The following is a 21,923-nucleotide window of genomic DNA, read 5'->3' on the forward strand; positions in this document are numbered from 1 at the left end:
TTTAGATTTTGAATTGGTGCATAACAACATTAACTTAAGGCTTTAGTAGATTTGGACATCCAGGGTGCATCATTCGTAAATTTCGGACTTGAGGAGATGTTGTGGCGTACTGGGTGAAAATCCTTTACGAGAGGAAAGAATATGTGGTGAATTTTGAGCGTGTCCATGCTTTTTGTTATGAACTCAATGGCAGGGTGACTTTTTGGCTACCCGATAGTGCCATTCCCATAGTGATTAACCCGCAAAGTAATTTGGAAGATTATCAAAAGATTTTTGATTATTTAGAATGTGTGACAGGATTAGAATTAGATCACGCCCACTGGGTAAGAATAAATTACGAAAAAAATGAATATGTAATTAATCTCAACTGTATCAGTTCCTTTTGTCATGAACCGAACGGTAGGATAACTTTTTGGTTGCCAGATGGCACTATTCCCATCATCATCAACCCTGTGAGTAATCCTGAATCTTATGAAAAAGTTGTGAAATACGTTAAGAAAGCAACAGGATATTCTTTGTCTTAATATTAATTGTTAACGTGAAGCACGAGGAAGGATTTAATGAATACTGTTGTGCTTAATCTAGAACCGATTGCTCATTTAACCGATGAGCAATTTTATCAATTGTGTGTTGCCAATAGCGATTTAAGCCTGGAAATGAATGCCGCAGGAGAATTAATTATTATGCCACCAGTAGGAGGGGAAAGCGGAAATCAAGAAGCAGATTTAATTACAGACTTGAATAATTGGAATCGTCAAGCTAAATTAGGGAAAGTTTTTAGTTCTTCAACTATCTTTATACTTCCAAATGGTGCAAAACGTTCCCCTGATGCAGCTTGGGTAAAGTTAGAACGGTGGGAAGCTTTAACACTAGAACAACGAAAAAAATTTCCGCCACTTGTACCCGATTTTGCAATTGAATTACGTTCCGAGACAGATGTCTGGCGACAAGCCGCTACGCGTCTACGGCTTGCACCTATCCAAGCGAAAATGCAGGAATACATAGAAAATGGTTTGCGTTTGGGTTGGCTAATTAATCCTCAAGATAAGCAAGTGGAAATTTACCGACTCGAAAAAGCTGTAGAAATCATGCAAATGCCGGCGATTCTTTCTGGAGAAGATATATTACCTGGATTTGAGTTGCAAGTATAGGTAGATGATAAGCCTTAATCCCTATTTCTCAGTGGGTAAAAGTACAATTAATTCTCCAAGGCGCTTCAAGATACTGAGTACTTGCTGTAGTTCTGAATCACGTTCAATTGATAGCGCATCAGATCGGGCATACCAAGGATGTTCTTGTTGAATCAATTTGACAAAAACAAATTCTCTCCCGTTGATTAGTAAACCAAAAGTCGGTTGTGCAGGATTTGGAAGATCAAGCATATAAGCGAGTGCTTGAGGTAGGGCTGTCATCACATCAAATTTACTGCTTTTAGATTCGATGACAAGTACCCAAAAACGTTTTTGGATGACAAGAACATCAATGTTTCCTTTAACGAGAAAGCTTTCGTCTTCGGCAGAAATCTCCACAGAAGTCTCGGTTTCAATCTCAAAAGGAGGTTGATAAAACCCAGCTAAATCGAGTAAAGGAGATAGCACTACCATCTTTACCGCCTCTTCTGACATCAGACGGTGCTTATTCAAGTTTAAATAGTTGCTTTTGACTCGTGCGATCGCTTGCTTTTCACCATCAGTCAGAGTTGGTAAATTTTCTGTCCATTCTGGAAAGAAATTAATGTCTGTGGCAAGTTGCAAACCAAATTTTTCTTCTAATTCGTAAAGACTTATATCTCTAGCTGGGATTGTTTGAACCATAATCTAACATTCCGAATAGCGTTGCCATGCCAACTTTGCTGCACCTACCATCCCCGCAAAATTGCCTAACTCCGCTGGCAATATTTGTAAATCCACTCGTGATAAAGGCTGCACTCGCTTCTCAATTTCTGCCTTCACACCTGGTAAGAAAAACTCAAAGCTGCCACTAATACCGCCACCAATCACGATCGCTTGCGGTGTGAGTACATAAATCAAACTGGTCAAACCAATTCCCAAGTATATACCATATTCTTGCCAAAAAGTCAATGCTGCGGTATCTCCTTGTCGGGCAAGAACACCTAATTCGATAGGCTCCTTGAGAGTGCGGCGGCGAATTGCAGTAGCACAGGCATATTGTTCCAAAGAGCCTCGATTGCCACTATTACAAATTGGGCCATCAGGATTTAATGAAATTAAACCCAATTCCCCAGCGGCTCCTTGATGTCCAATAAATAGTTTGCCATCAAGGATAATTGCGCCACCAACCCCAGTACCTAAAGTTAGCAAAATCAGATTTTGAAAGTGGCGACCGGCTCCCAGCCAAGCTTCTCCTAAAAGAGCGCAATTAGCATCGTTAGCGATCGCAGTCGGTTTGTCAGTTTTAGCTTCTAACCAGTCTGCTAAAGGCACATCGATCCATCCAGGTAAGTTAATGGCGATTTTAGCAATGCGTCCTGCGGCATCGGATGGGCCAGGAGTACCAACACCAATGGCAACAGCTTGATTATCTGGATCGATTTGTGCGATCGCATCTACCAGCACTGCTAACACAGCTTCCGGCGTTGTTGGTTGGGGAGATACCACAGTCAAAGATTGCAGACAAGTACCATCATCTGCAAAACGCCCCAGCTTAATTGCTGTTCCCCCGACATCAATGCCAATTACTTGAGAACTCACCACTTTAAAATCCTCAGACCAAACCATAGCCACCTAGCAAACCTTTGCGTACCCTTTGCGTACCCTTTGCGCTTACCCCTGCGCCCCTGTGCGTTTAAATTTCACCCCTCAATTCGCCATTATTTTCCGCAAATCTATACTTAGCATCTTGGCGCGAAAAAATACTCAAATTTTTATTCTATTGAGTGCAAGTTGTTTTCATCACCGATTTTAAGATGCGCGGCTTTCAACTCCGCTCTCTGTAAATTAGCAACAGTTGTGGTACGAAAACTCGATTGTTCCTGCCAAGCAGTAATTGGCGCACCTCTTAAAATACCAGCAAGGGCAACAGAAAGGATAAACCCGCCAGTAGCGGCAGCAATTAACGTTAAATTATCTTTCATACAAATCTCTCTATTGTTTATTTGTCCTTTGTCATTTGTCCTTTGTCTTTTGCTAATGACTAATGACTAATGACCAATGACTACTTTCGGATTCTATTTTCTCTCCGTAAACGGGGATTGACAAATTCATTTAACCCCTCACCAAGTAGTGATAACCCTACCACCATAAATGTCATCGTTAAACCAGGGAAAAGCGTAGTCCACCAAATGCCAGTAGGTAGAGCTTCTAAGGCTTGTTTTAAATCATGTCCCCATTCTGCCACTTCTTCGGGAAGTCCTAGCCCCAAAAAGCCTAAACCGCCCAACACCAAAATCGCATCAGCGGCGTTGAGTGTAAATAGGACGGGTACGCTTTGAATGACGTTGAAAAACAGATAACGAGAAAGCACAACCCAAGTGGAAGCACCCATTGCTTGAGCAGCTTCGATAAACACTTCAGTTTTCACGCTCACGGTGTGGTTGCGAACAACGCGGTAATATTGGGGAATATAGGCAATGCTAATAGCGATCGCTGCATTTAATATCCCACGCCCAACCACAAATGCCAGGGTTACAGACAACAGTAGCCCTGGTAGAGTGTAAATGCTATCCATAATAAATAGCAATACCTTATCTAATTTCCCGCCGAGATAACCACTCAGCATCCCCAAAGGCACACCGATAATCATACTCAGCGCCGTTGCTAAAATTACCACCTGCAAAGCAGCTTGAGCGCCGAATAATGTCCGGGAAAACACATCATAACCCAGGCGACTAGTACCAAACCAATGTTTAGCTGAGGGTGGCTCGTGAATTGGATTAGAGAGAAAATCTTTTGGGTTTTGCAGCCATCCCCAAGCCTGCAATACGGGAGCAAAGAATGCCAGGAAGATGAAAAATAGGGTAATGGCTAACCCGATGAGCATGAGTTTTTGGGAAAGATTGAGACTTTTGCCAAACTGTAAAAATGTCGGTAGCCGCCGTTTTGTAATGGCCATAAAGAAAGTTAGGAGTTATGAGTTATAAGTTATGAGTTATAAGAGTAATTTTGTCAACTCAAAACTCAACACTAAACCCTACCTTACAAATGAGATTATTTCCACCCAAAATCCGATTAGACAAATTAGGGTGGGTAATATTGCTAGCAGCAGGTAGGCAGAGTAATAACTCTCAACCGCAGGCGCAGCATCTTTGCCTCCGCTCCTAACTCCTAACTCCTAACTCCTAACTCCTAACTCCTAACTCCTAACTCCTAACTATGATTACAGATTACTTTCAATCAACTGGCGGTATTCGCTCTTTTGCTTCACACCTTTGACTTCCTTCACTAGTTCCTTGTTTTTAAACAATTGAACTGTTGGCGTTCCTGTCACACCAGCATTTTCAGCAATATCTCGGTCTTTGTCGATGTCAATTTCTACAAAGTGAATTTTGCTGTCAAATTCATCCACCACTTTATTTAAAATTGGCTTCAGGGTATGACAAGGGCCACAACCAGGGGAGACATATTTAACAAGGAGCAAGCGATCGCTTTCATGGAACAATTTCCGTAAAGAATAACCTCCCTCATGGCGCGTCGCATCCAAGTTAAATCCAGCTTCTTCTTCAGCTTCAGTTTTTTTGGCTAGCTGATGTTCTAATTCATTAACCGCCGTTTCTGGCTGTTGATGGAATTCTTGAATCAAGCCAGTAGATGATAACCAGCGTTCTGCTAACATCGCCGCCATACAACCAGTGCCCGCAGCCGTAATTGCTTGCCGAAACTCATGATCTTGTACGTCGCCAGCAGCAAAAACGCCTTCTACACTGGTTTCTACAGTACCGTGCTTGGTGACAACGTAACCGATCTCATCCAGTTCTAGTTGTCCCTTAAATAGAGAAGTGTTGGGACTGTGACCAACGGCGTAGAATAAACCTTTAGCGTGCAGTTGGCTCTCTTCACCAGTTTTAGTATTGCGGACTTTCACACCTTCCATGTGACCATTGCCGAAGATATCCACGGCTTCTGTGTTCCAATGCACCTGGATTTTTGGGTTGCTCAAAACTCTGTCTTGCATGGCTTTAGAAGCCCGCATTTTATCCGTGCGTACCAACATATTTACCTTAGAACCGTATTTGGTGAGGTAAATTGACTCTTCCGCCGCCGAGTCGCCAGCACCAATTACAGCCAATTCTGCGCCGTGAAAAATTGGTGTTGCACCATCGCAAATTGCACAAGCGGAAATACCGCGACTCCAGAATTCATGTTCGCTGGGTAAACCCAAACGCTTTGCTGTTGCACCAGTAGCAATGACAATGCTATTAGTTTTAATTTCCCTTTCTTGCGATCGCACTGTAAAGGGACGCTGACTCAAGTCAACTGAGATAACATCTTCAGTATATAGTTCCGCTCCCCAGCGCTCCGCCTGCGCTTTCATCTGATCCATCAGTTCCGGCCCGGTAATTCCTTTAGGAAATCCCGGAAAATTCTCAACTTCCGTCGTTGTCATTAATTGCCCACCAGGTAAACCCCCGGCTTGGAAACCTTCAAATACAACGGGTTTCAGGTTAGCACGTCCAGCATAGATGGCGGCTGTGTAGCCTGCTGGCCCAGAACCGATAATTACCAAGTTTTCTACAGTTGGGTTAGCCATGAAAATATATGAACTCATAACGACTACGTTTAATATAGCATAACAAACTGTGATTGGCTACGTCAGATGGTAAGCGATGTCTGCGACGGGCTACGCCTACGCCAAATGCCTACGGTACTATGCGCTCAACACTTGCCAAACATGCTCTTAACCGCTAACTAGGGCTGTTCTTGCAGATATTTTCTGATAGTTTCAACATCTAGTTCTAAAAACTCTGCTATTTCTTGAATGCTCATACCTTTCTCAATACATTTGGGGACTAATTTCAACTTTGTTTCTAGTTCTGTTTTGGGCTTAGTCTTTGCCACGATACTCTCGTACAATGGAGTATTCAAAAAATATTTGTGGTAGTTCCTTGATAAGTTCATAAAAAATTACATCTGTTTTCATTGATGCTACCAATGGCAAACTATACAGCCGTTTTCTTTGAATGCAATAATATATTGTAGCTTTCGTAGGTTAGGGTACTTATGATAGATAGAAAAGCGTTATTTAGTGTATTATGTCCTTTGCGATTAGAGACTTAGAGCAGCTACAAACCGAGCATCCAGAATGGCAGATGGAGTTGGTAGAGGGGAAAATCGTAGTTATGGGGCCATCAGATTACGAGTCAGAGGAAATTGGCACTCGGTTGAGTACCTTCTTGAATATTTGGGTAATGTCGCGCAAGCTAGGACGAGTGACTGGCTCTAGCGCAGGCTTCATATTACCTAGAATAGAAGAGGAGGACTTGGAAAAAAGAAACTTACGTGCCCCTGATGTGTCTTTTGTTCGGGCTGATCGATTGAAGAAGACCAAGCGCGACTTTGTAGAGTTAGTTCCAGACTTGATGGTTGAGATTAAATCTAAAAGTGACAGAATTAAACCGCTTGAAGAGAAGATTGAGCTATTCTTGCAACTTGGGTCTACAGTCGGTATATTGATTGACCCTGACAAATTGACAGTAACGGTTTATCGACTAAACCAAGCTCCAGTGGTGATGCAGAATGGCGATACACTCACACTACCAGACTTGCTACCAGGTTGGGAACTGGCAATATCAGAGTTGTGGCCACCTGAGTTTGAATAAAGCGCTTCCACCTAGCTGTTGGTCATACACCAGGGGTTTCGTGATGTTTGTGCCATTTGGGATGTAAGGATTTTAGATTGTGTAATTGTACTTCCCCAAACTTTTTTTCTGAAGGTGATAGGAAAGCGATCGCAGCTGGGTAAGTTACATCTAGAACACCCAAGCACTTCCTACCCCCAGGAAAACACTTATGAAAACCGAACTAAAAGCCAAATTTATCCAACACATCCTCGCCAAGAAGAAGGGAGATGAGGGTTTTACACTTATTGAATTACTAGTAGTAATTATCATCATCGGTATTTTGTCTGCGATCGCTCTACCTTCTTTCTTGAACCAAGCTAACAAAGCCAAGCAGTCAGAAGCGAAAACTTACGTGGGTTCCATGAATCGCGCGCAACAGGCTTTCTACCTAGAACAAAACGCATTTGCACAGGCTGGTGAAATTGGGAAATTAGGTCTTGGTATTGCAACAAAAACATCAAATTACCAGTACACAATTGACGGCAGGCCTAGTCAAGTAACTAACCAAGGAGGAGTAATACTTGCGTCTGCACCTCTTAAAACTTATATTGGTGGTGTGGGTGTAGCAACGCAAGCTGCTACCAGTGAAGCTACGACTATAGCTATTCTATGTGAAGCTGATAAAGCTAGAGTTAATGGTGGTTCAGATATAGTTGTACTTGCAGCAGCCGACTTTCCCAGTGGAACACCGACTTGCCCCACTAGCTTCACCAGCTTATCTAAGTAGATATGTGAGTTAGTAGATCAAAATTACTCACCGACAACACTTGATATAGAACTTTAATTGTCATCACGACTTTTATTCAGCTAAATTACGCATTTTCTGAAGTGGGTAGATTCTTCTATCCACTCTATTTTAATTTTGTGATTTATTCACAATTAGATTGCCCATACCTTTTTCTATAAGAATCAAGATGATTACTGATATATATAATTGGCAAGTTCAGGCTAAAGAATACTTCATTCAAGAGAACTATTTGCAAGCAGCCAAATTATACGAGCAAGCAATAGCGATAGAACCAAATACTATCTCCTATTATTGGGATTTAGGACTACTAATGCTACTACAAGGGCAAGAAGCGGAAGCTCAAATGACTTGGATGCTGCCAATGACAGAGGCAGATGAAGAACAGTTACCTATTTGGACAAATCAACTATTTCAAATTTTGCAAATAGAAGCTGAAAGGCGTGAAACACTGGGAGAATATTCTCTAGCTTGGTTAATTCGCCAGCATATGCGGGAAATTAATCCTAGTTATATAAATAATTTACTTCAAATCCTTATACTTTGTCTCAAGTTAGAAAAAATTGAAGAAATTGATGATTTGAATAAGTGGGGATTAATTGAGAGCTTAAAAGCAAAAGAAGATATAGAAATCGATATCGAACTATTGATACAAGTTTTAAAAGAGTTTTTAAATATTATACCCTTAAATCCAGTCAATCTGAATTTGATAGAAGCTAGTCTTCCTTATTTTCCTGATACTCATCAATGCTTCTCTATACTGCTTCCCGCTGCTATGCAAATTGGTCATACTTTGCGGCAGCCTATGCTAGCAGCATCTATTCTTAGCTTGCATTTACGATTGGAACCAGATAATGTAGAAATTTTGCGGCATTTAGCAACTTTTTATCAAGATGCTCGTAATTATTCTCAAGGGATAGAGATAGCTAGATTGTGTTATTCCTTATCAGAAGGTTTGGCTGATAAAATTTTTGCACTTCATTTGCTGTTAAGAGGTCTAATGTCAGCAGGGGGGTATTGGCAAGAGATATGTACAACTTCTCAAGAATTAGAAACTGTGTTTCAACAGTTTATTAAAGCTGAACGAATTCCTTTAGAAGAAGGAAGAATATTACGGTTGCTTACGCCATCTTTTGCGATACCTCACATTAAAGATGCTCCTGCGGATTTCCGGGCTATTCATAATCAGGTAGCTGAAGTTTTTAACTTTTATATTAAAGCTCTTGCCCAATCAGAAGGAAAAATTTATTGTCATAACAATACCAATAACAAAAAAATATACGGAGCTACGAAAAAATTAAAAATTGGTTATGTATCTTACGCTTTAAGGAATCATTCTGTTGGTTGGCTAGCTCGCTGGTTATTTCAGCATCATGACCGAGATAAATTTGATATTCATACTTACTTTGTTAACTACACATTAGTAAATGACTATCTCCAAGAGTGGTATCTAGGTCAGGCAGGAAAACCTCGTCAATTAGGTATGAATGGTCTAGAGATTGCTGACCAGATATATCAAGACGAAATTGATATTTTAATTGACCTTGACAGTATTACTCTAGATATTACTTGTGAAGTGATGGCACTCAAGCCAGCACCAATTCAAGTTACTTGGCTGGGGTGGGATGCATCAGGTATACCTGCAATTGATTACTTTATTGCAGATCCTTATGTACTGCCAGATGATGCACAAAATTACTATACAGAGAAAATCTGGCGATTACCTCAAACTTACATAGCAGTAGATGGTTTTGAAGTTGGTGTACCAACTCTCCGCCGCGATGACTTGGATATTCCTATGGATGCCGTTGTATATCTCAGCGCCCAAAGAGGATATAAGCGCCATCCAGAAACGACAAAGTGGCAAATGCGAATTATTAAACAAGTACCTAACAGCTACTTTTTGATTAAGGGGCCTGCTGAGGAGGAAACAATTAAACGCTTCTTTTACCAAATTGCCGAAGAAGAAGGTGTAGATTGTTCTCGGTTACGATTTTTACCACAAGTTTATTTAGAGTCAGTTCATCGTGCTAATTTAGGCATTGCTGATATTGTATTAGATACATTTCCCTACAACGGAGCGACAACAACCTTAGAAACATTGTGGATGGGTATCCCTTTGGTGACGAGAGTCGGTGAACAGTTTGCAGCGCGTAATAGCTACACCATGATGATGAATGCGGGTATCACAGAAGGCATTGCCTGGAATGATCAAGAGTATATAGAGTGGGGTGTGCGTTTGGGTAACGATGCAGCCTTAAGAGAGCAAATCTCTTGGAAACTTCGCCAATCAAGACAAATAGCACCCTTGTGGAATGGTAAGCAATTCACTCGTGAAATGGAAAAAGCTTACGAACAGATGTGGCAAAGGTACATAGAAGCAAAATGACCTTAATAGCAATCCTAATTTAGTTTGTGAGACGAGTAAAACAAAAGGGAGCATCCACTTTCGGCATATCTACTTTTTTAGATGAACCATATAGTAGGGTTTTTGGAGTACCAGAATTATGTTTCTTCCAAAAGTGGATGCTCCCAAACAAAAAACAAAATAACCCTGACTTATGAAATAAGTCGGGGTTCTTATGTCTCACAAATGATTTAGGTTGCTTTAGTTAAATAGATGTAATTTCACAATTTGATGTAATAAAACTATCCAAATTATAGGATAGAAGCTTTTCTACTTTTATCTGTGTCAGTGTTTGTTGATTTTCATGTTCCAAAACAATTCGAGCTTTCAAATGCGGAAGCAAAGCTTGGCACTGAATATCATTCCAATTCTCTACTAACGAAATTTCTAGTTTATCAGTAACATCTGTATCATAATTCATCAAAATATTCATGATCACACTGGATAGAAAAATTTCCGCGTCTTCCAGAGAAATATTAGTAATAACAATTAAGAGAGTGGTGTTTTGGCTCGCCGGATAACTAGCAAGAGCTTTAATCACTCGTTCTAAGTCAAAACCTATTAAGTCTTCTGATTGATGCCAATCTGGGAAAATAATTAAGTTAATATCCCTTAAGCGTAAATTTTCACTTAGGCTATCTGCAAGATAGTCACTGAAAAGTTTTTGGAATAAGTTCCCTATTTTAGCTGAGAAAGAGAGACTATCCAAAAAAATGGGGTTACTCAGCATTTTTTCTTTAATTGTGGCACTTTTTTGTTTACATAATTCTCGGCTGTTTCCTAAAGCAACAGCTACTTCAATATAAACCTCTTCATTGTTGGTAATTAAATCAAATATCTCAAGTTCTCGCAAAAGTGACGCTCCTTTGCGAGAACGAGAAGGTTCTCCTTCCATTACCACCGTTGGTAAGCCCACTTCTAAAGGATCAATGAGTGAAGTCATACCAGAGTAAGGATAAGAATCTAAGTATATATCAGCAATTTTCAAACGTTCTTTAACATCAGCACGATTTGGTGCTGCCTCAAGAATAATCAACCTATCTTCACTAAGACCATACTTAGCAAAAGTAGTAACTATACGCTTACGGAAAGCAATAGAAGGATAAGAAGATGACCAGTTTGGATTAAATGGATAAAGTAATAGTACAGAATTAGTTACGCTGGCAATTATCTTTGTCCAAGTTTCTTCTTGCTCTGGAATTATCTTGTAGTAATTAGCACCTGAAACATAAACTACAGCATTTGTAGCAATACCTAAACTGTCTCTGCTGATAGAAGTTGTAGCAAGTATTTTCTCTTCTGTTGCAAAATCGAAACATTGAGGAGGACTATCTAATGTAATTAACTTTTCCGTATAATGTTGTTGAGCATTATCTTCAATTTCAGAAAGTTTACTTGAAAGGTAATAATCTGTATGACGCATTCCTGTTGTTACTGGCGAATTTGCGTCAACTATCTGTATTCGTGCTAGCCGATGTAAAGCAATCAAGGTAATTGCATGTGTAACTGCGGTCACATTAGTAGAAATGAACAAGATATCCAGTTCTGCCTCCCGAATGCTTTCCACTTGGTTAGACAGATCATTTGGTAGTCGAACGAAAGTATCTGCATGACCAGCACAATATCGTTCTAAGCGATGATTACTAGTTTGTAAGGTAAAAATAATAATCTCAAATAAATCTCTATTTAAATTGTTATACAGTGATAAGGTAGCAAAAGTTTCTGTTTGTGGACTAAAATGACTTGCAAGTATTCCAAGGCGAATTTTCTGCCGTTCTGGGGAGCGTTCTGGGAAATTATAGTCGATTTGAAAATCACATTTTTTTAAATATAATTCTATAATATTAGCGCGTTTTTCGTATATATCCTTTAAATTAAATGTATTAAAATACAATGGAATAAAGTTAGCCTCAATTGTAAATTTATGTGCTACGCTCTGCCATAATTTTGAATCTGAATTATTAGAAACATTATTATGTATGTAATCTACAATAATGCTTAGATATTCATAATAAATATTTGCTTCTCCTATATCCTGGAAATAAAGAGGAGGTTGTAAGAGAAATTGAAGATAGTCATTAAATAACCAATTAGGAATAAGAGTCAGATTATAAGTTAAAGGTAATTGGTAAGGGCGGCAGTACAGCATTGCTACTAGCAGATATTGAATAGCTTTTGGTTGATCAAATCCTTTAGCAAGATGTCCTAATATTTCAACCAAAAAGTTTTCTTCAGTAATAGTGAATGGTTCATGTTTAATGCCGCTATTTAATAGCGCTTGATAAGATTCACCTAACTTTTTAGAGTATAATATTTCAAGTAAATTTACTTCTATTTTTAACAAAAATTCGACCATCTGATTTCTCAAATCAAGCAAATCTTGCAATAAAGATATATCTGGATGCTCTATTTTAGATTTTTCAAAGCTAAGTACTTTATTAACAAAATCATGTTTTTCGGTCAATTCATCAACATATGTTTGAGTATGATTATCGTCAGATAGATTAATATATATTTGCTGTTGATAATATTGTTTTAAGTCATTTTTGAGTTCTAAATACTTGATTGGTTCACAATTTTGCTTACATGAATATTTCGCTTCTAATGCTCGTTGGTACTGCCCAATCAATATGGTTTCCTGGCATTTAGGAGATATATATTTACTTATTAAGTTTTCACCAAATCCTATAACCAATTCAGAAGCTCCCAAGTATCCCAATGTTATAGAAGCTGAGGACATAGGGGCAATTACCTTTTTTATTGGAAGAAAAGGAATAAATAACTCTATAGGAACTTGGGTAAATTCTGAAACAACAAAGGCTCTGCGGTCAGATTCGCACAGCTTATTTGCCAGTAATTCCGACTGATTATATATCTGCCTGGGATGTCCTTTGACAACTATAGCTTCATCTTCCTGAGTATATGGTAAGACGCAAGACAAATAACATTCTATTTCATCTTGGTAACTTTTAATAAATCCTGCTTCTGTATCATATGATGTTAATACGAAGGTGATGGAACTACCAAGTTTTTCTACAATTAACGCACAGTAATTACTAAGTCCTTGGATCTGTTTAGCACTGTCGTATATAACAGACTTAAAAAAATCACCTCCAACAACCTTAATGGGACATTGTTCAAAAGCATGGTCTGCATCCACAGGTACTAACACAGGATATGCCTCATCTATTTTAATAAACTTACCCGATGGATTAATAGGTGGACTGCCATAAAAATTACTCCATAAAGTACTACTAAAATCTAACCAGCCTAATTCTCCATAACATATTTTACGAGCGCTAGGGTAAGCGTATAAAAATACTTCATTGATAAATTGCCAATTGCGGAGTACAAATATAACATCAACAGATTGAAGATTGATAACTCTTTTTAATAATTCTGATGCTGATACAAAATCTAGAGAATTATCTTGGCATAAATAATCAAACCCATGTAAAATTATTTTTGATTTAAAATTCCAAATTTTAGATATTTGTAAACAAACTTCTGTAAGTTTTGGGTCGGCTCTATATCCACCTAATATTAATATATCTTCACAGTCTTTATATTCTCCAGTTGCTTCGAGATAACGAAGGACAGAAAGAGAATATAACATTTGATTGGGACCTTGAACTATAATTAATCTAACTGTTGACATATCTGTTAACACCAAATCTATAAAGAACAATTTTTTTTGAAGCCGTATTTATTAGGAGATACAAAGCAACTAAATGATCGCTTTACATAACTGTGCTACTCGATAATCTGCATTGCATTGCTGTTCAAAGAACTGCTTGTCTATTTCCCTATGTTCGGTAAAATACAAAAACTCTTGCAGCTTTTCTGGGGTGTTTAAGGGAAGTGTAAATCCCCATTTGTTGGTTATTAACGTGTCATTCACACCCATAACCAAGCTACCTGTTGGTATCCCCATCAAGGCTGCTTCAATTAGAATAATGGAAGTAATTCCCAAAACAATATCCTGTTGTTGCAGTGTGTCTAGTATATTAGGGCTTTCGTCAATCCCAAATGGTAAGCTTGATCTTGCTAGCAAATCAAGTGAACCAGGACACTTACCTTGGCGGGGATGAAACCGGATGAGCAATTTTTTTAAATCTTTATAGTCAGTTAATACCTTAATTAAGATACGGAGCATCTCAATTTCATTGGCATTTGGTTGAGAAGCAAAGAGAATATTTTCTGGAAGTTTGAAAATACTTTTTCTGGATTTTTGCCTAGCAATCAGCCAAGCAAAATAGGGCTGTCCCACAATGCGTATTCGCTTTTCTGGTATTCCATCAGCAAGCATTCCTGCTGCACAGACTTCATCTATAGCTGTGATGATATCTGGAAAAGTTGGTTCCGTATTACGATTGCTAAGTGCTTGAAAACGCTGCCGATAATTTGCCCAATAATCTATGACCGCAATACTAGGAATATGCTCTTGCCTCGCCCATAAAATAGCATCACGTTCAAACTCATCATATTGAGATGTTCCTGTTAGCAGAATATCTCCTGTTAAATTTACAAGAAGAGTTTGGTGTTCCTCAGAAACTGGCGTGCAAGCAACTTCAATGCGTTGAAACTGATGGATGGCTGGGCCTTTGGCATAGGCTTCAACCTGTGTACCTGCTGCCCGCAAGGCTGCAACTGTTGCAGCGACAGCATTAGCACCGCCTGGATCGTGAGCGATCGCAATAATCTTCATTCCTCTTTCCCTCGACTTAGCTCTTCGGCATGAGCCAGGACTTTAGCCACAGAAGCTATGAAACGATCAACTAGATCAATACCCCCAGGTATTTGGATGAGAGTTGTAGATAAAAGCGTCTCGCTATATGTCTTTTCGGCTATGGGACAGACACCTGTAGGATGACTGACAATTGTCTTGCCTTCTTGTTGCAACTTTTGGAAAAGAGGTAGTCTATACAAGGGACGCACATAACGCCCCGCCACAGGGCATCCTTCTGCTTGAAGTGCTTCCACAAATCTGTCCCGCGACAATCCAGCTTGTTGTGGATCGATCCAGATGGGATATGTATAGTAAACATGGCGATCGCCAGAGTCAACTTTAGTCGTCCGCAATGCTTTAAACTCAGACAACCCTTGGTCTAAAGCTTCAGCAATTTTCAGCCGTGGCTGTGTCAATTCTTCTAAACGTTGGAGTTGAACCTGAGCGATCGCTGCCTGAAGTTCAGTTAAGCGATAATTGTAACCAACAATATCAGCATCTTCATCCCAGTTTTCCGCTTCAATTGCATTCTCTCCGTGATTACGTACCAATGCCACCCGCCGCGCCAAGCGATCGTCATTAGTGACTACAATCCCCCCTTCACCACACTGAATCGTTTTGTGACAATTGAGGCTGAAAACTCCCAAATGCCCAATTGTCCCTAACCAACGGCCCTGATGCTGACCTCCTGGTGCTTGGGCATTGTCCTCAATTAGAATCAAACCGTGTCGATCTGCTAATTCACGTAAGCGCAATAGTTGGGCTGGGCCCCCAAACAAATTGACTGCGATAATTGCTTTTGTGCGTGTGCTAATAGCACCCTCAACAGCTTCTGGATCAATGCAGCAACTAGCCTCCTCATGATCGACAAAAACAGGAGTACCATTTGCCATAACCACTGCTGTTGCTGTTGCTGACATCGTTTGCGGTGGCACAATTACCTCATCACCAAAACTAACACCAGCTGCAATCACAGCAGTATGTAAACCACTAGTAGCAGAGTTAACACTTAAAGCGTGACGAACATTGAAGTAGTTAGCCCATTGTTCTTCTAAGGCGTGAACTTCTTTGCCACCCATAAAGTACAGTCCAGCAGCACCGATATAGTCAGATAAAATACCGCTTTTCAATACTTGAATAGCGGCTTCAGTCTCCTGGGAACTAATACTGATATACCTTGGTAATGGCTCTGGAAAAACCTTGGAACCTCCCAGCAAAGCTGGTTTTTCTGTAGTAATAACCATCAAATTACCTACTTAATTAGAAATTTGTTGTTTCTTGCCATTTCAACAACTTGTAAAGCAAGCACACCATCAGCGCCAGAACAGGTTGGTTGTCCGCCAATTTGTGCTAATTGCACAGCTTCGGTGACAGCACCCAGAATGTGGCCTTTTAAGCCAGCTTCACAGATCATCTTTGCTTGACCTAACTCTTGAAAGCCTGACCACTGACTAGGTTGAACTGTCTGCCAAGTGATTTGCCCTCCCCCGGCGCTATACCGCAGCATACCCCCGGTTCCCCAGAGTTCCCCTTCGCCGATTGAATACCCAGTTCCACGTACTGCAATCAAATATGCAGTTAATCCGCCGTTCCAGGATAGTGCAATTGACTCAGCACTGTCATCTTCAGCAATAGGTGATTTTTCCAGACGATATGCACAAGCAATCGATCCGAATAAAGCCAATAACATATCGATCCAATGGGTTCCATTGTGCAGTAAACCACCGTTATAGCGTAAACAAGCACCAGTTGGAGTTCCCAAGCCATCATCCTGACTCGTTAGATGTTTCAAGGCTTTCAGCATTGGTGTCCAGCGACGCGAATAGTTAGTTATCAAAATACAGCCCTGTGCAGAGCAAGCAGCTAGCATTATTTCTGCCTCTGCTACATTAACTGCAAGGGGTTTTTCGCACAGGATGACGCGGGGTTGCCAAGCCAGTGCAGCAATAACTCCCTGAGCGTGTAAGTGAGTGGGACTACATATTGATACTACGTCGAGGTGAAGCTGATCTGGTACATCTTTCAGACTGGAGTATACTTGTGCTTCGGAAAAACGTTGCTGAAAATCTCTACACGCCTCTGGATCTGGATCTACTCCTAATACAACTGTCACATTAGGGATTTGAGCATACCCTTCGGAATGGCTGAGTGGATCGCCTTGTGGGGAAATACCAAAGCGATGCCCAATTTTTCCCAAACCAATAATACCGACACACACTTTCATAAGTTTAATCTCTCTCAGGAGTCAATCCATCCTTGTTGTTGGGCATAGTTAAGAATGTCTACTGTCGTAAATTGGGGATTCTGGGGATAAAGTGCTTCAAAAATGCCTTTGATGCGATCATAGTCTTCTTGATAGTCAAGGGTAATACGGAAAAAAGGATTACTTAAGCCTGGAGGAGCAATGATATCCAAGCGACGATATTGCTCTGGATGTCGTCGGATGTACCAACCAACATGTTCACGAAAGGGTTGACTGGAAGCAAAATCAACTGTTTGAGCTAGTGTTTTCCAAGACAACACTATGAGATCCAGCCCATGAGGATATGAACGTACTTCACAATTAGCAACGTAATCCACATGGGGGTAAGCTGCGAAAAAGGCACAGATGTGTTGGTCAATTACATAAGGGTCAATTAGGGGACAATCTCCGGTTAAAAGGACACTAACTTCTGCTTGATAATGTCGCCCAGTTTCCACAACCCGTTCTAATACATTTTCCTCTGAACCACGAAAGTAAGGAATATTGTGTTTACTGCATAAGGATGCGATCGCTTCGTCCTTTTCATTAGTAGTTGTGGCAACTACTACTTCATCTATATAACGAGCGCGACGGATACGCTCAACCATCAGCAATAGCATCGGTTTACCCACAGCTTCCTTGAGGACTTTACCAGGAAGCCGTGAAGAACCCATCCGGGCTTCTATTGTGGCAATGACACGATTCACAGTTTTAGTTACTTCTCCAGTTAACTTTTTATATTTATTTATAAAGATTCAAATTGGTATTAAAATCTGTTACAAAATAAGGCTTAATCTCTGGATTAAAACTGAGTTTATAATCTCCTCGATTTGGAGAATTTACTCCTACAAAGTCAATTTCTTGCAATTTACGTTTAAAACATTCTTCAATTAAATCGAGTAGTAAGAATGTTGAACCACCACTTTCTCTGTATTCAGGATTATTACCAGCAAACATATAATAACCACGCTTACGATCAAAGAGGAATAAAATTGCAGAAATAGGAATTACATCCAAATAGCATATTTTCAGTATTCCAAATCCTTTGGCTAAAGATTTATGAGCTATTGCTTTGAGTAAGTAAGATTCTTTTCTTGTATTTTCTATTCCTTGTCTAGCCCAAACTTCTCGATGTAGTTTATCTAAAATATCAATATTATCAGATACCTGAATAGATAATTTATTCTTGATAGCTTTCCGCATTTCCTGCCGCCTGACAGCACGAATGCAACTGAGATAAAAGTCAAAGCTATCAAATTTTGTTAATTTTAATATACCCGTGTATCTGAGTTGAACTTCAAACCTTCCCTTTTCAGGTATATGGTAGTTATACCATTGAAATGGTCGTATATCTTGCAATTCCCATGAATGGGCTAGGGAAATTTTTTCAAATTTATCTATAAGTTGTTCTATAAACCAAGTTAAAATCAAAAAATCTTCAGAATTACGTTTATTATCTGGTTTAGTAGAATTGTCGGCTAGTAACAGTCCTTGATATGGTGTGAAAGGAAAAGGAGCGGATAATGTCTTGCCATCTTCAGAAAATAAGATAACAGTACCTGCAACTATTTTCTGTCTGAAATAGACTGTAATAATTTGAAAAGGCACTCCTAACGCATTGATAAAGTCAGTTTTTGCAAAAATAGTTCCTTGAGGAGAATCTTCAACAAAATCATCCCAAATATTTGCTATTTCCTGCCAATTAATTACAAAATCTTTAGTGTTCATTTATTTGTAAACATAAATACAAATATCACAATGATAGTAATGATGAATCATTGTGACTTTTCTAGATAGCTGCTGAATACAAAAACTTAAAACTGCCTCTGGTTCATAATAAGCCATATTTTCTTGTCGAAAATTAACATAAGATGAAATAAAATTAAATGCTAGACCTTTCTCACATAAAGAGAATGCTTTTTTGATTAAAGTTTGCAGAAAAAGATTACCGTTAGGTGTAAAATTATTGAAAACAGCAGAGACAAAAACATAATCATAAGTTTCTTCTAGACTTTCTTGAGTTATATCTAAACACTCAAACTTCATATCTGGAAATTTTTTACGTGCAATTTCAATGGCTTCAGGTACAATATCTATGCCTGTATATTGGCAAATAATATTGTGTTCTTGCAAATATTGTGCAAAATAACCGATACTACATCCTACATCTAAAATTCGACATCCATTGAGGTTTCCAATTTTTATAAGTTCTAAATATCTGACAAGAGATTCATCTATAGAACCCCACTGTCCAGAACCAGGTGAGTCACCTTTTGTTCTTACAAGATTCTGATAGTGTTCTCGTAATATCTGCACACTTGTGCTAACTTGACTCATTGACGATTCATCCTTCACTTTTTGATGTTAAACATATAGATAAAAAGCAAAATTATCATTATTATGTGTATTAGTGAGCTTTTTATTCCTCACTTACTAATACTAATTTCCAGGTAAAAGGCGTACCTTTTTTGATATGTTGATTAACTGCTTTACCGATAACAATGTCGAAAAACTTAGGTGGTAATCCTAAACCTGGGCGTACTGCTCTTAGGTTTTCTGAAGTGAGAATCTCTCCAGCTTTCATATCTTTGGCAACGTAGAGCGATCGCCGATAAAGCAATGATTCTTTTTCAGCCTCAGTGGCTCCATATTTTATACTGCCCAAAGCTTGCCAAGCTCTTTGCGATTCTATTACCAATTGCTGCATCTCTGCTGGTTCCATTGAAAAGGCTGAATCGACTCCACCATCAGCGCGACACAGAGTAAAGTGCTTCTCAATTAATGTAGCTCCTAAAGCAACACTAGCAACAGCAACTCCAATACCCATTGTGTGATCGGATAACCCTAACTGCACATTAAACAACTCACGCATTTGAGGAATAGTTAACAGGTTAGTATTTTCTGGTGTGGCAGGATAGCTACTAGTACATTTGAGTAATATTAAATCTTGACATCCAGCTTCTCGTGCTGTCCGAACAGTTTCATCTAACTCAGAAATTGTTGCCATACCAGTAGAAATAATCATCGGTTTACCCGTGCTGGCAACTTTGCCAATTAGAGGTAAATCGGTATTTTCAAAAGAGGCGATTTTGTAGCAAGGTACATTTAAAGATTCGAGAAAATCTACAGAGGTAGCATCAAAAGGAGTGCTAAACCCAATTATTCCTAGTTCCTCGCAACGCTCAAAAATAGGTTTGTGCCATTCCCAAGGTGTGTAAGCCTGCTGATATAGCTGATACAGGGATTTACCATGCCATAGACTATTAGGGGAATTAATGTAAAAATCACCCTCATTTATATCTAAGGTCATCGTATCAGCAGTATAAGTCTGAACTTTAATTGCATGTACCCCGGCTTTAGCAGCTGCTTCAACGATATCTAAAGCTCTTTCTAAAGATTGGTTATGATTGCCGGAAATTTCAGCAACTACGAAGGGGAGATGACTAGCACCGATTATTCTATCTGCAATGTTAATTTCTCGCATTTACTCTCTCAATTAATCAAATTTACACTTGTCTATGATTAGAAGGATTGCTTGATGTCCTTGCAGTGTGATTATTCCCATACTCTGAAAACCCGCTTTGGAAAATGCCTTAACAGATGCCTGATTACTTGGTTTTATGTAGGCATTAATTCTAGTAATATCGTAATCATAGAATATTTCTTTACAAGCTAATTTAATCAAGCTACTTCCATAATTATGATTACGAAACTTTGGATCAATACTCATGGAAACAGTAGCTTCATGATTTTCTATGTCATATCGAATCTGTCCAACAGGTACATCATTTTTATTAATTGCAATATAAAAGATACAATTAGGGTTAATCAATTTAGATTTGAACCATTGAACATGATGTTCCCAGAGTATAGAATTTGAGGAAAAAGAAACCGCACGTACTTCTGGAGCGTTTGACCATTCCCATAGCAATCGACAATCATCTTGCCGCACCGATCGCAATTGAAAAAAGTTATCTTTTAGATAGTTCAATACTCGACTGCTTCCTTGACCATCTACTAATTCTTGACTATATGTAGTCATTTTTTCGCGCCTTCCAGCAGTTATCAATAATTGCGCTATTCCCGATGCTATTTCAACAGCAGAAACATTCTCATGCCATCCCAAATTTACAACTACTCCCATTGCCTTTAGTTGTTCGGCAATCGCCCGTTGATTGTCTGCCAAAATTAATATCACACTAGGCAAACCCATAAAAGCTAGTTCCCAACAAGTGCTTCCACCAGCTGTTACTGCCACATCAGCCCAAGACATGAGATCGGGCATATCCGTTACATTCTTTTTCAAGTGAATAGGAAACCTTGACTCCTGACTAGCCGATCGCAGTTGCTCATAATGCGGATTACTTCCCCCAACTACAACAACTGCTTCTAGCCCTTCTATTTCTACTTGTTGTAATCCTTCAATCACCTTGAGAGTTACATTATCTGGATCTCCGCCGCCTAGTGTAACTAGTAACTTCTTTGCTATCAGAGGGAGCGATCGCTGCCATCCCCGCCACTGCCAAAATTCCCGCCGCAAAAGGCTATAGCTTGTACCAAGTAACAGTTTGGTATATGGCTGTCTATTCCTGTATAATCCCTCACAAGCATGAATATTTTGATTTAAAACAATGTCCGCGTGGTACTCTTTTGCGTGTCCATAATCATCAATGAATAAAAGTTTTAGCTCAGATTCCTTGATGATTTCTTGATACTTAGCATCGAAGTGATAACCATCCACTACAACCCAATTTGCATTAAACTGGTGTGCGAGTTTCGCTGTTTCTTCGGCATCCTCAGCACTTCCAATTTGAATCGGCAGGTGGATAACTTCCATTCCTTCCGCTTTTAACCGAGTTTTCAAATCTGGTGCTTCAGTCGCCATCACAAAAATAACCTGACCACCTGCATCTTGCCAAGCCTGCGCTAAAGCTAGACAACGCATTACATGACCTGTACCTATTTGTGTTGATGCATCTACTCGGATCAATAGCTTCATTTTTG

The 21,923-nt window shown here is 39.4% G+C and carries 21 protein-coding genes; 5 read left to right on the forward strand and 16 right to left on the reverse strand.

What is annotated here, in order from left to right; genetic code table 11:
- Window positions 1–101 precede the first annotated feature (101 nt).
- Window positions 102–524 (forward strand): hypothetical protein, encoded by a 423-nt coding sequence (locus V7K61_RS14680; RefSeq protein WP_094347562.1) that lies wholly within the window; start codon window positions 102–104, stop codon window positions 522–524.
- A gap of 36 nt (window positions 525–560) precedes the next feature.
- Complete coding sequence (locus V7K61_RS14685) at window positions 561–1,151, forward strand: Uma2 family endonuclease (protein WP_335054067.1); 591 nt, start codon at window positions 561–563, stop codon at window positions 1,149–1,151.
- A gap of 21 nt (window positions 1,152–1,172) precedes the next feature.
- Here V7K61_RS14685 and V7K61_RS14690 read toward each other — a convergent pair whose 3' ends face one another.
- The 6 genes from V7K61_RS14690 to V7K61_RS14715 form a co-directional block, all read right to left on the reverse strand.
- Window positions 1,173–1,814: a type I restriction endonuclease subunit R gene (locus V7K61_RS14690; RefSeq protein WP_335054069.1), complete on the reverse strand. Its 642-nt coding sequence runs from the start codon at window positions 1,812–1,814 to the stop codon at window positions 1,173–1,175.
- Between the two features lie 3 nt (window positions 1,815–1,817).
- Window positions 1,818–2,738 (reverse strand): ROK family protein, encoded by a 921-nt coding sequence (locus tag V7K61_RS14695; protein ID WP_335054130.1) that lies wholly within the window; start codon window positions 2,736–2,738, stop codon window positions 1,818–1,820.
- A 146-nt stretch (window positions 2,739–2,884) separates the two neighbouring features.
- Complete coding sequence (locus tag V7K61_RS14700) at window positions 2,885–3,094, reverse strand: hypothetical protein (protein WP_094347563.1); 210 nt, start codon at window positions 3,092–3,094, stop codon at window positions 2,885–2,887.
- Between the two features lie 80 nt (window positions 3,095–3,174).
- The gene (locus tag V7K61_RS14705) at window positions 3,175–4,071 is read right to left on the reverse strand and encodes an ABC transporter permease (protein WP_194043829.1); all 897 of its coding nucleotides are present in this window, start codon (window positions 4,069–4,071) and stop codon (window positions 3,175–3,177) included.
- Window positions 4,072–4,335: 264 nt separating this feature from the next.
- Window positions 4,336–5,706, reverse strand: a complete 1,371-nt coding sequence (gene trxB / locus V7K61_RS14710; protein WP_335054132.1) for a thioredoxin-disulfide reductase — start codon at window positions 5,704–5,706, stop codon at window positions 4,336–4,338.
- A 158-nt stretch (window positions 5,707–5,864) separates the two neighbouring features.
- Window positions 5,865–6,014: a hypothetical protein gene (locus V7K61_RS14715; RefSeq protein ID WP_180277633.1), complete on the reverse strand. Its 150-nt coding sequence runs from the start codon at window positions 6,012–6,014 to the stop codon at window positions 5,865–5,867.
- Between the two features lie 194 nt (window positions 6,015–6,208).
- Here V7K61_RS14715 and V7K61_RS14720 point away from each other — a divergent pair, with 194 nt between their 5' ends.
- Window positions 6,209–6,775: a Uma2 family endonuclease gene (locus V7K61_RS14720; RefSeq protein WP_335054071.1), complete on the forward strand. Its 567-nt coding sequence runs from the start codon at window positions 6,209–6,211 to the stop codon at window positions 6,773–6,775.
- Between the two features lie 22 nt (window positions 6,776–6,797).
- On the opposite strand, the gene V7K61_RS14725 is transcribed toward V7K61_RS14720, so the two are convergent.
- Window positions 6,798–6,938 carry a hypothetical protein gene (locus V7K61_RS14725; RefSeq protein ID WP_335054072.1) on the reverse strand — a complete coding sequence of 47 codons (141 nt, stop codon included), beginning with the start codon at window positions 6,936–6,938 and terminating at the stop codon, window positions 6,798–6,800.
- 27 nt (window positions 6,939–6,965) lie between these two features.
- On the opposite strand from V7K61_RS14725, the gene V7K61_RS14730 reads away from it, so the two are divergent.
- Together V7K61_RS14730 and V7K61_RS14735 are read left to right on the forward strand one after the other, a co-directional pair.
- Window positions 6,966–7,523: a type IV pilin-like G/H family protein gene (locus tag V7K61_RS14730; RefSeq protein ID WP_335054074.1), complete on the forward strand. Its 558-nt coding sequence runs from the start codon at window positions 6,966–6,968 to the stop codon at window positions 7,521–7,523.
- A 187-nt stretch (window positions 7,524–7,710) separates the two neighbouring features.
- Window positions 7,711–9,930: an O-linked N-acetylglucosamine transferase, SPINDLY family protein gene (locus tag V7K61_RS14735; RefSeq protein ID WP_335054076.1), complete on the forward strand. Its 2,220-nt coding sequence runs from the start codon at window positions 7,711–7,713 to the stop codon at window positions 9,928–9,930.
- Between the two features lie 223 nt (window positions 9,931–10,153).
- Here V7K61_RS14735 and V7K61_RS14740 read toward each other — a convergent pair whose 3' ends face one another.
- The 9 genes from V7K61_RS14740 to pseG all read right to left on the reverse strand — a co-directional run bounded on the left by V7K61_RS14740 (window position 10,154) and on the right by pseG (window position 21,918).
- Window positions 10,154–13,606, reverse strand: coding sequence for an O-linked N-acetylglucosamine transferase, SPINDLY family protein (locus V7K61_RS14740; RefSeq protein ID WP_335054078.1), 3,453 nt, complete (start codon window positions 13,604–13,606; stop codon window positions 10,154–10,156).
- A gap of 69 nt (window positions 13,607–13,675) precedes the next feature.
- Window positions 13,676–14,656 carry a hypothetical protein gene (locus V7K61_RS14745; RefSeq protein WP_335054080.1) on the reverse strand — a complete coding sequence of 327 codons (981 nt, stop codon included), beginning with the start codon at window positions 14,654–14,656 and terminating at the stop codon, window positions 13,676–13,678.
- Window positions 14,653–15,921, reverse strand: coding sequence for a DegT/DnrJ/EryC1/StrS aminotransferase family protein (locus tag V7K61_RS14750; protein WP_335054082.1), 1,269 nt, complete (start codon window positions 15,919–15,921; stop codon window positions 14,653–14,655). Before V7K61_RS14750 ends, V7K61_RS14745 begins: the two co-directional genes overlap by 4 nt.
- Before the next feature lie 8 nt (window positions 15,922–15,929).
- Window positions 15,930–16,901 carry a Gfo/Idh/MocA family oxidoreductase gene (locus tag V7K61_RS14755; RefSeq protein ID WP_335054084.1) on the reverse strand — a complete coding sequence of 324 codons (972 nt, stop codon included), beginning with the start codon at window positions 16,899–16,901 and terminating at the stop codon, window positions 15,930–15,932.
- A gap of 14 nt (window positions 16,902–16,915) precedes the next feature.
- Complete coding sequence (locus V7K61_RS14760; protein WP_335054086.1) at window positions 16,916–17,626, reverse strand: glycosyltransferase family protein; 711 nt, start codon at window positions 17,624–17,626, stop codon at window positions 16,916–16,918.
- Between the two features lie 34 nt (window positions 17,627–17,660).
- Window positions 17,661–18,647 carry a GNAT family N-acetyltransferase gene (locus tag V7K61_RS14765; RefSeq protein ID WP_335054087.1) on the reverse strand — a complete coding sequence of 329 codons (987 nt, stop codon included), beginning with the start codon at window positions 18,645–18,647 and terminating at the stop codon, window positions 17,661–17,663.
- Window positions 18,648–19,256: a class I SAM-dependent methyltransferase gene (locus V7K61_RS14770; RefSeq protein WP_335054089.1), complete on the reverse strand. Its 609-nt coding sequence runs from the start codon at window positions 19,254–19,256 to the stop codon at window positions 18,648–18,650.
- A gap of 82 nt (window positions 19,257–19,338) precedes the next feature.
- Window positions 19,339–20,403, reverse strand: coding sequence for a pseudaminic acid synthase (gene pseI, locus V7K61_RS14775; protein ID WP_335054091.1), 1,065 nt, complete (start codon window positions 20,401–20,403; stop codon window positions 19,339–19,341).
- 12 nt (window positions 20,404–20,415) lie between these two features.
- Window positions 20,416–21,918 (reverse strand): UDP-2,4-diacetamido-2,4,6-trideoxy-beta-L-altropyranose hydrolase, encoded by a 1,503-nt coding sequence (gene pseG / locus V7K61_RS14780; RefSeq protein ID WP_335054093.1) that lies wholly within the window; start codon window positions 21,916–21,918, stop codon window positions 20,416–20,418.
- Window positions 21,919–21,923: the final 5 nt, after the last annotated feature.

This window comes from Nostoc sp. (assembly GCF_036918015.1).
Taxonomy (GTDB): domain Bacteria; phylum Cyanobacteriota; class Cyanobacteriia; order Cyanobacteriales; family Nostocaceae; genus Nostoc.